At 42.9% G+C, this 13,475-nt stretch carries 8 protein-coding genes; 1 reads left to right on the top strand and 7 read right to left on the bottom strand.

Translation table 11 applies throughout. The features are described 5' to 3' along the window. Positions 1 to 77: 77 nt before the first annotated feature. Positions 78 to 509, bottom strand: coding sequence for an HNH endonuclease (locus H6G41_RS26640; RefSeq protein WP_190750256.1), 432 nt, complete (start codon positions 507 to 509; stop codon positions 78 to 80). After that, entirely contained in the window at positions 506 to 904 is a 399-nt protein-coding gene (locus H6G41_RS26635; protein WP_190750254.1) for a hypothetical protein, read from the bottom strand. Before H6G41_RS26635 ends, H6G41_RS26640 begins: the two co-directional genes overlap by 4 nt. A gap of 139 nt (positions 905 to 1,043) precedes the next feature. On the opposite strand from H6G41_RS26635, the gene H6G41_RS26630 reads away from it, so the two are divergent. After that, complete coding sequence (locus H6G41_RS26630) at positions 1,044 to 1,388, top strand: hypothetical protein (protein WP_190750252.1); 345 nt, start codon at positions 1,044 to 1,046, stop codon at positions 1,386 to 1,388. 103 nt (positions 1,389 to 1,491) lie between these two features. Here H6G41_RS26630 and H6G41_RS26625 read toward each other — a convergent pair whose 3' ends face one another. The 5 genes from H6G41_RS26625 to H6G41_RS26605 form a co-directional block, all read right to left on the bottom strand. Further along, positions 1,492 to 3,165, bottom strand: coding sequence for a DUF262 domain-containing protein (locus tag H6G41_RS26625; protein WP_190750250.1), 1,674 nt, complete (start codon positions 3,163 to 3,165; stop codon positions 1,492 to 1,494). A gap of 5 nt (positions 3,166 to 3,170) precedes the next feature. Further along, entirely contained in the window at positions 3,171 to 7,493 is a 4,323-nt protein-coding gene (locus H6G41_RS26620) for an N-6 DNA methylase (protein ID WP_190750248.1), read from the bottom strand. Beyond that, positions 7,483 to 10,692 (bottom strand): helicase-related protein, encoded by a 3,210-nt coding sequence (locus H6G41_RS26615; protein ID WP_190750245.1) that lies wholly within the window; start codon positions 10,690 to 10,692, stop codon positions 7,483 to 7,485. The genes H6G41_RS26620 and H6G41_RS26615 overlap by 11 nt, the downstream gene beginning before the upstream one ends. Positions 10,693 to 10,924: 232 nt before the next feature. Next, positions 10,925 to 11,860 carry a response regulator gene (locus tag H6G41_RS26610; RefSeq protein ID WP_190750243.1) on the bottom strand — a complete coding sequence of 312 codons (936 nt, stop codon included), beginning with the start codon at positions 11,858 to 11,860 and terminating at the stop codon, positions 10,925 to 10,927. A 2-nt stretch (positions 11,861 to 11,862) separates the two neighbouring features. Further along, positions 11,863 to 13,362 (bottom strand): sensor histidine kinase KdpD, encoded by a 1,500-nt coding sequence (locus H6G41_RS26605; RefSeq protein WP_190750241.1) that lies wholly within the window; start codon positions 13,360 to 13,362, stop codon positions 11,863 to 11,865. Between the last annotated feature and the right edge of the window lie 113 nt (positions 13,363 to 13,475).

Here is a 13,475-nt window from a genome sequence, read left to right as displayed (position 1 = left end):
CAAGTATTGCTACTTAGTATAGCCTCTCGAGAAAGGAGTATTTTCCCTGGAACATAAACAAATAGTTTAGATATAAATTATTCATCTTGTGGTGGATGCCAGCCAGCCATTACCCATTGTTGCCTGACGGTGACGGCGATAATATTGTTAAGTTGCAGGGCGACGACTGTTGCCCGACCGCAAGCTGTGTGCCCAATAATTTGCGAACCGTCTTCACTCCATTGAAAATGTTGTGACCATTTTTGTTGACGGGGATTGAATAGCTTGACTGTTCGTCCAGTCAGGAGGTCAACAGCTTCTGTTTGCACACCCTTGTAGCTATTGCACAGCCGACAGGCTAACCAAAGATTCTCCTCTTCGTTCGTACCACCTTTGGCTGTAGGAATAATATGTTCAATTTCTAATATTCCTAAAACGTATTTTTGCAAACTCAAGCAATAACCGCAGCGATCGCCTGCTTGGGCGCGGATTTTTGCTCGCAACTCATCAGAAATTGACCCTGAACTCATGATTCAAGGGATGCCCGCAAACCGCGCTGTACTGCTTCCCGCAGGGCTTGAGCTTTGAGTAGCAGTTTTTCCTGGTAAACTTGCATCAATGCCGTCAAGTAAGGACGCTCTGCATCACTTAGCGTTCCGGCTTGCTGACGATCAAGCAGTTCACTCAACTGGTGGTCTTGATCTGTTGGCATTTGCAATTCGCTCAATGCCAAGACTTCATTATCAGAGAGAGAAGTAACGGATGGAATTAAAGCACTGTTAGAGGATTGAGGGCTAACAGGAGACAAGGAGAGGGCGATCGCCTCGGTTAGTACCTCAGCTACATTGCGGTTGACCATTTGGGCTAAGTGTTCAGCACGGCGATACACTTCGTCAGGCAGGTTGAGGGTAATTTCAGTAGTCATATATTGGTTCACATTTAGGTTTGTATTTGTATTTTTAGATTTGAGGTAATCCTCCTTAAAAGAGTAGGGAAAACCGTCTATTAACTAAAATTTGAGCAAGCTAATCTAATTTTATATTGTTAATAAAACTAAACTAACAATGCTACAAAATCTATTACCTGGCGTGGATTATCAAGATATAGATATTAAAGTTACTACTTCAGAAGGCTTATCTAATACTATAAAATGTGATTTTCTACTAGTATTTTCCCAGCCTAATCAACAGTGTGATGCTTATGCAGAAATATGGTTTGGAGAAATCAACGGTTGGAGAGTTAACGGTAGTAGGGTTGAGCCAAGTACTTATAAGAGTTTAAGCCATCCAACTTTAGGAACCTGGGATATTATTTCCTGGGAAGAAAATAAACCACGGGGTTTATATAAAGGTAGAGCAGGACAAAATAATCCAGTGTGCATGAACTGTCTTCTTGTCAAGCAAAAGTAGTAATTCTTAATTATATTTAGGTTTCATTTAAAAGTGAACCAATATTATGGATATTGTTGGCACAATTATTTTCGCCAATAGTATCCATTTTTTGTCATGCTCCTTACTGGGTTACGGTTTCCAGTTCGGCAGCAATGAGTTGCTGTCGTTCATTGAGGAAGTCTTCAAACTTATCTTGGCATAAAGCCGATGTGGGCGTATCCGGTAGCATGTGAGATCTCAGGATGGTTTGTAGTTCGGCTGTACCTATAGTTTGCTCGATTTCTTGGAGATAATTGGAAGGGGCGCGTTTGCTAATGCGAATATTGGTGTCTTTGTCAATCAAGGTACGGTTTAAAACGCAGTCCCGCAGAGTTGAGCTAACACTAGGAAACTTATCTTTTAAAAATGCTTGTGGGAAGATGTGGTGGTCGTCGATTTTCTTGTCGAGCATCATACTGGCGGTAATTCTGCCACCTTTATGGAAGTCTTGGGCACCGTGACGCAAAATCAAAGCAATGACACCTCGATAGACTGCTCGTTGACGGGGAGTTGTCTGTCTTAGTAGGTTGATATCAAAGGAGAAATTTGACACAGTTTGCGGTTCTGCTCCTCCTGCAATCCACTGCTTGAGTTCGCTGTAGTCTTTTACCGATTGAGAATTAGGAGAGTTTTCGTAAGTCTGTCCAAATACGGAACACCAAAACCAGCGTTTGAGTTTGTTGCGGATTGCACCAACACTCGGCCCTGTGACGCTACTCACAGCCGCAAGTGTTGCAGCGGCAGGAATCAAAATTGTGTAGTAAGGTAGCCATTGAGGTAAAATCACTCCGCAGTCGTCGCGCAGCATTTGTAAAATTTCGGCTAGGGCTTTGACAATTGGGTTCCAGCCGATTTTGATTTGGTCAACATTCATTTTCAGCACATCGTTGCGCTTGCAGGAAGGGGCGGTGCTGGCGGTATAGATAGTGATTGCTTGCAGGATATAGTATGGATCTATTTCAAAGTCAACAATAATTGGGTAGTTGGTTTTAGCTATATCCCATAAGTCACGGAGACGCACGTCTGCTGTCCAAAAACGGGCGGCTAAGAGGTCGAAGACTGACAGTTTAACGCCTGTGCGGTTGAGGGTTTCAAATATGGTACAGACGGCAGCCGCAGAGGTATTATCATCGAGGGTGACTACAGGGAACTCGTACTCTTCTGCTGGTTCTAACCAGCTTTCCTTAACTTCTCGCAGTTTCGCCTTCAGGGTTACTCTATCCCCACCAGTTTCCGGGCGCAAGTCAATAATCTCATCTAGCCATTTTTCAAAACCATTTTTGACACCAAATAAAGTTTTTAAAGGAAAGACTAAGGCGTTGGCTTGTTGTTGTAAAGACCCAAATTTTTTGTCTGCTTCTTTGTTGTTGAGGTAAAAGATGCAATCTTCTAAATCTTGATCATCAATTAGTTTTTGCAGATTGATAAAGTAGCAATGGTTGCCTGTACCATAAAATGCGTGATAAAGAGAAGTGAGTCGCTGCTGACCGTCGAGAATTAAATAAGAAGGGGCATGATGTTTTAGTTCTGGTGCGCCTGCAAACTCGCGGGGAACGAAGTAAAAACCTTTAGAATTTCTAATCCGCAGCAAACTTCCTGCTGGGTAGTTTTGGCAGATACTTTCAATTAATTCTTCTGTAGAACGGGGTTCCCAAACAAAGTCTCGCTGGAAGTCGGGTAGGGCAACTTCGCGCTGATGAATACTTTCTAGCAGGTATTTCAGTTTTTCAGAACTGGGATAAAAGATTTTGGGCATAAAAATTACTTCCCCTTGCGAGTTTTGGTAGTGCGCTTTTTAGTTTTAGCTTCTGAAGCCACACTTAAACCAGATATTTCAAGCTGTTGTTCTTCGGTTACTGCGTCTGGTATCGGTAAGTCAATAACAGGTTGGGGGAGGTTCTCGTTGAGGGGGATATCCCAATAAGGATCGTATTTTTTAGTAAAGGCTTCTAAACCTATAGCTTGCAATTCATCAAAGTAGGCAAGGCAGCGTGGGGGGGCTTGTGGGTAACTTTTGTGGCTGAATGTTGATAAGATGTGGGCGTATTGATTACGGTTGAGTCCGTAAGCGTTGGCTACAACAGCATCAATGGCAGCACGGACTTGCCAGCGTTCATCATCAGTGGCTAAAACTGGGAAGGTGAACGGTTCTTCGTGTGGTTCTCGCCAAGTTGCACCAAATTGTTCGCGCCAGAGAGGTTCATAGCCAGAATGGTTGCAGGTGAGGCGGAGAGCAGAGTGTGCGAGAAAAGCACGCAAATTACAATAGCTAGCAGGTATTGGTACTCCTTCAGCAATGAACAAATTTACAGTAGAGGTAATCTTTAGCCGTAAATTCCAATCGGTTACATAGGAGTTCAAAATAGACAACAAAACTAAATCTATGTAGGTAGGTGTCTCTCCTGTACACCTGTGAGCTTGTGGAGAAGCACTTAACCATCCTGGCGGGACGACAGCGACCATAAATGAACGCGCGTCTACAACAGTTGCAATCCGCCGGAAAAAGAGGCGAAAGAACTTCGATGCTTTTACCCATTTTTCTTTTCCTATAAGGCTGGTAACATGGGTCAAGTAGCGAGGTCTCTCAGTCCAGTGATCTGTATACAAGTGAATGCTGTCATCCTCACTGACAATTAAATATCCTTCTTTGATAGCTTTATTAAGATAATCATAATCTCGCGGGTCAGATTGACCAACAACTTCTGACGTAGGTGTAAAACGCCATGAGTCGTCTGTCATATTCATTTCTCGACCAATTCGTATGTTTAAACTTTCGCAGACTTTGCCAAAAGGAATACCATTAGCAAAGCAAACTTTTGCAATTTCAAGCGCTTCCTCGGATTGTAATTCTATCAAGCTTAGATATTCGCCTCCAGTGCGATGAACAAAATCAAGTGTGTAAACAAGCGGCTTGCGCTCACTGAGATTATCAAATAACCATTCGTCATTATGGAGGTAAAAAGCGCAGGAAAAAGATTGTGTTCCTTCTGAACTCATTCTGGCTGCAACTACCGCAAACTTAACATTTGAAACTATGTCAAAGATTTTTCGTTTATTTTGAAATGAAAAACAGTAACGAAGCTCCATTTTTTCTAAATAGAGACGACGAATTCCAGTTGCTCCTTCAGCAACATGAAACGCAGCTGGAACTACTACTCCAGTCCACCCAAAAGGTTTCAGAAGTAAAGCATTTCGTTCCATAAAAGCTCGAAATGCGTCTTGTTTACCAATTGTTTTCTCACCTTTGATAATAGCAATTTGATATTTGTAGAGGCATTTAATCACCCGTTCCGTTTGCCTGAATTCCTCAAGATAAGCAGTGTGTTCAGCCGCAATTTTCGGTTCATTTTTTAGCCGTTTTTCAATAGCTATACGTTCTCGCTTTGTTGGTGCTTCCAAAATATTAAAATCATAGGCAGCAAAAAATTCTTTGTCAGCTGGTAGCATCCTATCCCAAGGTGGGTTTCCTAAAACTGCATCAAACCCTTGACGATTATCTAAAGTTCCATTTGAATAAAACACCTCTGCAAAAGTTAAATCATAAGGTACTGCTGGAATACACTTGCCCGATACCAACAACGCCAATAATTCATTCTGCATGGATGGCACTTCCTCCACAGCCAATCCCCGTGCAATCATTGGCAACAACTGCTGCTGTTCCGATAAATCATCTGGTAAATTTCCTGTTTTACCGATTACATCAAGCAACCAGGAATAAGCTACATCATCGCAATCTTCGCCGCCCAACATCACGCCACCAGTCCAAGCTGCTGCGGCAATCTTGAAAGGAGCTAAAGCTATGTCTAATCTTTGTTTCGCTGCCTGCTTTGCCTCAATTTCAGAGATATCTGCCCCAACAGTTGCTTCCAAATCGCGGATGTGCTTTAGCGCCTCTGCCATTTGTTGGGTAAACTGCTGGCGAATTCCCTGCACAAATAACCCGTCTATCGGTTCTTGTGAACCTGGATACTTGAGTAAATGCTCGAAAAACGGGCCTGTAAGCGAATCTCCCACCACAAAACGGTGATCCAAAAACGTTAACGGCAACCCCTCTGCATGGGACTCAATCCATAAAGACAGTTTTGCTAATTCTACTGCTAAGGGGTTCTTATCCACTCCATACAGACAATGCACTGCCACCAATCTGCGGCACAGCGCCTCAGCTTCCTTTTGAGACAAGCCCGATTCTTGTCCTTCCGGCGCACTTGAAGGTAGATATTTCACTAACTTATCATCAGGGTCGGGCAAGTCAACAACCCGCTGCCGGAACTCCAGCGCCTCCTTTAGAGCAGCTTCCCTTGCTGCCTCAGTCTTGGCAGTTTCTCCTCGCTTTTGGGCTGCTGTTGCTCGTTCGTCGCATAAACGACAAGCCTCATACAACTTTTCTCCCAAAAACCGACAAGCTTGTACCAAAAAGTGTCCGCTACCCATTGCTGGGTCAAGAACTTTTAGTTTTAAAATTGCTTGTGGATTGGGGTTTTCCTTGGGACTGCATTCTTCCACCTGTGTTCCCAGTGTTTCCTGTACTAAAAAGCGGACAAAGGAATGTGGTGTGTAATAGGAACCTGTTGCCTTTCGTCCCAAACCTACCCGCAGATAAAAGCGACCTGGCGGAATTTCCTCAATCCACTCAACTTTGGTTTTCTTACCCCGTTTCGGTGCTTCTTCCTCTTCCTCTTCTGCTGTTTCCTCTTCTTCCTCTACCTCAATATCTGACTCAATCGTTACCGGAGTTACCGGACGGTATTTTTCCCCTTGAGCAACAGGCACCACCACCTCTAATTTCTGCCGTCGTAAGCGACACATTGGTTCGCTGGTAATTCCTGGTTCCAGTTCCAGCAGTGCTTCGTAAACTCGCCCCAAATCTTCCACGTCTAAAGGACCATAATGCACTCGTTCGCGGGTATCAGAACCACGCTTCTTCGCTGTCCACAGCAGTTGATCCAATAAGTGTGCAACTGCCCATTCACCCCAACGCAACTGTGAAAGTACGGGTGTAGCATCTGCCCCAAACAGCGTTCCACCTAGAGGCTTAACATTTAACTCCGTACACTCCAAGCCTTCGGCAAACATTTTAAACAAAGTACGTAAGCCGTTTTCTAAAAGACTGCCCGTTTCCCAGCCCTTGTACAACACTTCCGGTGCATACCGTGCTAAAGCTACCGTTGGCGAAAACGTATTCCGCCACAAGCTAGTAGAAGCAAAGCTAAAACTCTGGGCTAAATTGTCGCTCGTCTCCAGTTTTAATATAAATAGCAGCCGATAAACGGTAATTAAGCCTTCTCGCCACAACTGCTTCGCCAACTGGGAGAGGTCGCCCATCTGAGCTAACTTGTTGCGGTTCTCCGGTCGTTCCAAGACTTCCTGCACAAACCGTTCAACCGCCAACCGCGCCTGTACCCGTAATTCCTTTGTGACCCGCGCCTGCTGCAATCTGGCTTTATCCACCAATTTGGGAATTGCCTTTATTCCTGCCGGAGATGCCAAAGCCAAAACCAAGCGGTATGAATCCGGTACTGTCCGTGCTCGCTTCCAATGGGGGTCGATGGGAATGATAATTTGTGAATCTGGGCGTGCAGGATCGGAAATCAATAGCCGCAACTCCATCCCGTTCGTCAGTAATCCTAGCCGTTCCCCACTCGCCAGCAGTACCCGTTGGGCAATCTTTAAGTAGGAATAGCGATAAGCTGCCCCGCGCTTGGACGGAGCTTCCAAATCTTCATCCAAACTCGTACACCACACCCGCAACTGCGCCCCGTCAGATGCCTGCAATAGATAACCGCCTGGCTCCTTACCTTCTCGTGTCTCCACTTCAGTTGCAGCTTCTACTTGCTCGTAACCCAGGCATTCTGCTAATGGCTCGATAACATGGTTTTTCACCCGCAACGCACCGCCCATCATTGCCAATTCCCGCAACTTGCGTCGATAAACATCCCATGACTCTTGCAGTTCTTGCCCTTCCTTGCCTGTCGTTTTAGGGAGTAGCTTGGCGTTATTCAGTTCCCTTTCCAACTCAAAGCGAACAAACGGCTCTGTCAAAGCAGGGCCAGCCAATGTGCAGTGTGATAACAAATCAAGCGCCACGTCCTACCTCCGGCAGTAGCATTAATAAGCCAATGGGAATAATTTCCGGGTCTCCTAATAATAGCCGAGCCTGCAACTGACCTAATCTTTGGCGATATATCCGCAATACCCCGTCTGCCTCACTACGTAAACGCGCAGGTTGAGTTTTATCTGTCGCAAATGCCGCCAGCTTCTCTACTGGATCTGTGTAAGATGCCCAAGTCGTTGGTGTAAATGACTGCTCATTCGCTGGCGCAGCCAAACTAAACAATTCCAACTGCTGTGGGCCAGTATCTGCTGCGGGAGCGATTTCCTGCGTCCTAGTTTTTAACCATTCTTCCTGCCGAAATTGCTCCGCTTGTAACTCCCGTTGCCACTCCTTAATAAAGGCTTCTGCCAAAGGATCAAAACCTGTTTGGGCAAGTTGTTGTGCCTGCTGTCTGGCAATGTCTCCCCAACTAGCAAAGTAATTTTGCCAAACATCGGTAGTTCGGATTGCCCGTTTACGGTCAGCCAGTGTGAGCCAGACTTCGGCACTTTGGTAAAACTCCGTTACTCCTTCTGCATCCACTTTTACCGCCAACACCCGTTCTAACTCTCGCCCTGCTCTGCTGTTAACTCGTCCCAAAAAAGTAAATAACAATGTCGGGACAGGCACATCCGCCTTCACAGCACTAGCACGGGGGTCTTGTCCCTGCTGCACCGTCCCGCCAAAAGACAAATTCCGCACTCTGTCTAGCGACCTGCGTACCAAGGGGTGTGCCCTTCCCAAAAAACCTACGGAATTTTTGCGGGCATCAGCAGTAATATCTAAATTAGTTGTCAGCCTTAACAAACGCTTATCTTTGTCGTACCCTGGCAAATCGTCCAAACCATAGCTCCAAGCTGAAGGCAGTTTTACTTCAAAAATCTCTGGATTGTCTGTTTCGCAAACTTCTCCGCCGTCCAAATTGACAGCATCGCAGACAAAACCAACTAAATCTGCCGCCCCAACTTTTGTACCTTGCTCTCTCGCCCCTGCCGCTTCCGCCAGCAGTCGCTGTTCGGCATTCATGCCCACTTCTCCCAACCAAGAATTAGTGCGGGCAGCTTGCTCAAACCCCTTAAGACTGCGGTCAATTTCTTCTAACAACTCCTGCGTTGCTGTGTCCGTTCCCTCATTTTCGTCGGCTGTGTAGAAATTAAACAAAGGGGTGCTATCGTTGAACAACTTCTGGTCTTCGTCCATCAGCCCTTTGAGCAATCGCTCCGCAGCTGCATCCGTTGTTGCCGTCAGCCCTAAAGTATTGGGGACAAAAGTCAATCTCGCTCGCTGTCGCTCGTACTTAGCAATCAACCGCAGCAAAATCCGCTCCTCAAACGTCCCCCGTAAGTACAAATAGCAAACTTGTGGAGGATATTCTTGACCAAAGCGATCAATCCGTCCGTTGCGCTGTTCCAGGCGGTTGGGATTAAACGGTAACTCTATATGAATTAAGTGATGACAGCGTTGGTGTAAGTTTAATCCTTCCGCAGCCGTATCTGTACTGACTAAAATCAATTTTGTTTGCGTGCAGAAGCGGTGGGTAATCTCCCGGCGATCGCGATCGCTATCCTCACCACTCATTGCTAGCACTTCCCCTACTCCCGCTGCTTGCAGTGCCTTGACAGCCGCTTGTTGACTATCTATGTACTCGGTGTAAACCAAGATATTGGTCTGCGGTTCTTGAACACGGATATCAGTAATTTCTGCTACAAGTTGTTCTAATTTCGGGTCTTGCTCCTGCGCCGCTCCCGCCAGCCCTACTAGCTCGTCTAGAATATCGACAACACTAGAAACCTTCTTGAGTGAGCGAGAATTAGATTCCACTTCTCGCTGCAAACTAGCTAGCTGTTGCGCCAATTCTTCCGCTTCTAGTATGGTCTGCTCTTGTTCTTCCTCTAGGCTAACCGTACCAAACCTTTCCAGCTTGCGGTAATAATCTCGCAACGTTCGCAACCTCTGACGACGACTTTCTTGACTTTCCGAATGTTGAGTAAGAATTTGCTGGAGACGTTCTGCTACCACTGTCAAAGTAGAGCGGCAAGCTTCTACTGTAGAAACACTGCGTTTTAATAAAGTAATAAACGACAAAACATCACTATAGCGTTTAGCACGAAATGCCCGTTTCAACTCGCCAGCAATTAATTCTAATAAACCGTGTTGCAACTCCACAAACTGCGGATGCCGCTCGTCTGTTGCCGTTACAGGTCGAGGATTGACAATACGTTCCTTAAACCGTTGTTTTTTAGTAACTGGATCAATAATGTGATGTTTGAGTCGGCGTACCACATAGGAGCGGTAGCGATCGCCCCTTAAAGCTCCTCGCCCGTCAACCAGCGACGGATCTAGCAGTTCGCATAGTGACGCAAAAGAGCGCTCATTGCCGTCGTGCGGCGTAGCCGTAAGCAACAGCAGCGAATCGCATCGCTGTGCCAGCACTTCTGCCAAGCGACGGCGTTGAGAATCTTCTCGCTCTTGCGCTGCTCCCAAATCCATACAATGGTGTGCTTCATCAATAGCTACTACATCATAGCTGGCTCGTTCTAGTAGCTCCAGCACACGCTCCTGTTTTAAAAAGTCAATAGAAACCAAACCCAGAGGAATATGGTCGAAGGGGTTTGCTCCCAATTCGGTGCTGCGACGGATTTCCTCTAGCCGAGCGCGGTTAATCACATCCAACCGCAAGCCAAACCGCTCTGCCATCTCCAATTTCCACTGTTCCAGCAACGGGCCAGAAGGACAAACTATTAAAATACGATGCGCTACTCGCCGCGCCATCAATTCCGTCAAGACTAAACCCGCTTGAATTGTCTTACCCAATCCCACCCCATCTGCTAACAGCAAGCGCACCCGACTCATGCGAATAGCTCGCAGCACTGGGATAAGCTGGTAGGGTTCTATCCTTAACCTTCCTGGCTGCACTGCTAGTAACGCATTCTGACCCAAAGCTTGCTCTAACAAAAAAGCTTGATGGTATACAAGCCACGAACGCAAGGGTGCCGCGCGGTCTGGTTGCAAACTGTGAATAATTGGCTCGATGGTTTCAAAAGGAGCAAGCAAATCCAATTCTTGTCCCCGGAGAACTCCTTCCAGGCAGCGCAGGCGGTAGAGAGTTTGTCCGCCCAACCGGTCTGAGGTAACGACTTCCCAGCGCAACCCACGAGCTTGAACTTCGGTTCCAGGAAGCAAGTTAGTCATAATAATTTCTTTAGTCTTTTAAACCATACTTTGCTAAGTAGAAATTCTTGGTATATTTAATAATATTAAAATTCCAATTTGCTGAGTATATCATAAACAGGATAGCCAATATTATTTCTTTACACGCACAAACGCATCTATTACATTAATATCTTGAGTATATCGGTATGACATAATCTATAGACCCAATTAAATCCATATGGTCACCAATCAAATAATTTCCTAAAAAATTTTAGTTTTCACGTAAATATTTAATTATTTTTTCTTGCAATTTTTTATGTCCAAACCTTTCAAGTGAAATCACATTACCATCTTTGCGATAATAAAGTCTGAAAGCGCTTCCCACACGATACTCATAGTAGTTATCGGTTCCTGCAATTAGTTTTATAGGTAGACTTTTAGGATTATCAGCGATGCGTTTTAGATATGTTTGCAGAATATAAAATCCTAAACGATCCGACTGAAATAAATTTTCAATATCTTTCCAAAATGCTTCTTTATATTGAAAAGGCTGTATAAAAGGCAGAATTGAATCTATACTACCAGGCGATTTATTAAGACTTATAGCTGCTCTTCGATAAGCTTCTCCTATTTCCTGCTCATTACCTTTTGATTTCTCTAATTCTTCAAGTAATTTTTCATAAGTAGCTCTTAAAATTTCGTATTGTTCATTAACCTCAACATTCACTTGTCTTAATTTATCAACAGATTCTAATATTCCTAAATTTTCAAGTACCTCATAAGCCTTTTCCCAGTCTTCTCTTTGCTCAATGTAGATATAACGGCGTTCTAAAGCTGCTTCAATAGTGACCCAAAACTGGGCAGGGGAAACTGGTTTCAGCAAATGACCTATAGAACCAAGCTTGACATACTCTGTGGCTAAATTACGATTAGAATGTCCAGTTATAACTACAACTCTATACTGGCAGTAGCCTTTTCCAACTTTTTGTTCTATAGCTTCGATTGCATCAAGTCCTGTTTCCGAACCCAGGTGATGATCTAAAATAATTAAATCAAAATCTTCTGGATCATTTTGATTTTTTATTAACACTTCTAATGTTTCAAAGATGTCTTCTGCTTCTTGACATGAGTGATTCTCTGATTCTAATAACCCACGCCATTGGCGACGAATATTCGCTTCATCTTCAACAATTAAAAATTTAGGCATCTTTAATCTCCTGATATGGGAAATAAAAAAGCAACACTTGCTCCTCCTTCCTCATGATTCATTTTCCTAACTTTTCCGTTATGAAACTTTAAATACGCAGTAACTATCAAACTACCATTTCCTCTTAATTCCCCTGCGCTTTTATTTAATCTCTCATGAGATTCATATAATTTTGGTAGTATATCTAATGGTATACCCGGGCCATTATCAATAATTTCAATAATTGCTAATTTACTCTCTACGTAACATTTAATAAAAATTTTTGGCTGAAAGTCTATAATTTTAGTGTTTCTGCTATGTTTATTTAATGCCGCACTTGAATTATAAATTGCATTACGAATGATGCTACGAAATCGCCAAGGATTACATATTATACTTATTGGCGATTCTGTTAAATCAAACTCTATCTTAGTTCGTTTTGTAATTGTGGGAGAAAGATTTTCTTTTAAATTATGCAATTCACTTTGAACAACCATAGATTGTTCTTCTAAATCAGTTAGTTCTCTTAACTCTTTGACCACAAAATCGATTGTTTTAATTGAATCATTGGCATCTCTTAATAACCCTAATAAATTTGAATCATTATGCTCCTTGCTATATGAAGCCAGAATCTCATCAAAATCATCTGTATTTGAGAGCAAAGGAGCTTTTTGGATGTCATGAATAATGTTAATTGTATCTGAACGAAGCCTGGATATTATACCCTTAATTGCAAAATCCAGTTGTTGTAGATTATTTGTAACTCTAGAAGAAAATTCACTTTCAATAACATGTGAGAATGTTTCATTAAGTGTATTTATTCTATCTAGTTCCACCTGCGCTTTTAAAAGATTGTATTTTTGTTTAGATATTTTGAGTTGATATTCAATTATCCCCCAACTCAAAACACCTAAGATTAAAAATAAAATTGTAGTCTGTCCATAAACAACGGATCTGAATCCTAGCCTCAATGGTTTTTTTATAAATTTAATATATTCGTCTAAAAAAGATGGTTGATTTCCCCGAATATAATAAACTCTTCCAATAATACGTCCTAAATTGTTTTTATTTGTTTTTTCTCGCTTATTTAAAAAAAGTTTTGGGTAGTATGACTCTGCGAGAATAGGAGGAGGGTCTTTTAGTAGATCATAAGGGCTGATATCTAATGTATCAATCTGCGGTTCTTTTTTAAAGAATCGACTAGAATAATATAGAATTTTTTGGCTTGAACAGTCTTTACTAGATAGAGAACAATCAGTAACTACAATTCCAAATAATCCATAATTACTATCAATTGTTTTCTGTAATTCTTCTTTCGATTTTTGTGACAACAAAATCGATATTTTCGTCGGTAGGATATGAGAAATAATATTAAAATCTACTGTTTGAATTGTAAAAATAGTCTGCCAGTACCCTTTATAACTAACAAAACACCCTGCAACAGATAATATATATGCGACTATATGAATACTTAAAAATCTTAAAACAAGATACTTTTCAAAAAATTTATATATTGGAAACATATTTTTATAGAATTAAAATTCTAAAATACAGTTTTTTCACTAGAGAAATCGCCATAAATATAAGACGTTCTACAAATATATTTCTATAATGCTCAAATTAATAAATTAATATC

It is taken from the genome of Tolypothrix sp. FACHB-123 (genome assembly GCF_014697075.1).
Classification (GTDB): domain Bacteria; phylum Cyanobacteriota; class Cyanobacteriia; order Cyanobacteriales; family Nostocaceae; genus Aulosira.
Note: the sequence above shows the minus strand (reverse complement) of the source record. Positions and strands in the feature narration are given on the sequence as shown.

What these genes read in the sequence shown, in the direction of transcription:
- H6G41_RS26635 (WP_190750254.1), bottom strand. Translation starts at nt 904, where the DNA reads ATGACTACTGAAATTACCCTCAACCTGCCTGACGAAGTGTATCGCCGT.
- H6G41_RS26615 (WP_190750245.1), bottom strand. Translation starts at nt 10,692, where the DNA reads ATGACTAACTTGCTTCCTGGAACCGAAGTTCAAGCTCGTGGGTTGCGC.
- H6G41_RS26640 (WP_190750256.1), bottom strand. Translation starts at nt 509, where the DNA reads ATGAGTTCAGGGTCAATTTCTGATGAGTTGCGAGCAAAAATCCGCGCC.
- H6G41_RS26625 (WP_190750250.1), bottom strand. Translation starts at nt 3,165, where the DNA reads ATGCCCAAAATCTTTTATCCCAGTTCTGAAAAACTGAAATACCTGCTA.
- H6G41_RS26605 (WP_190750241.1), bottom strand. Translation starts at nt 13,362, where the DNA reads ATGTTTCCAATATATAAATTTTTTGAAAAGTATCTTGTTTTAAGATTT.
- H6G41_RS26630 (WP_190750252.1), top strand. Translation starts at nt 1,044, where the DNA reads ATGCTACAAAATCTATTACCTGGCGTGGATTATCAAGATATAGATATT.
- H6G41_RS26610 (WP_190750243.1), bottom strand. Translation starts at nt 11,860, where the DNA reads ATGCCTAAATTTTTAATTGTTGAAGATGAAGCGAATATTCGTCGCCAA.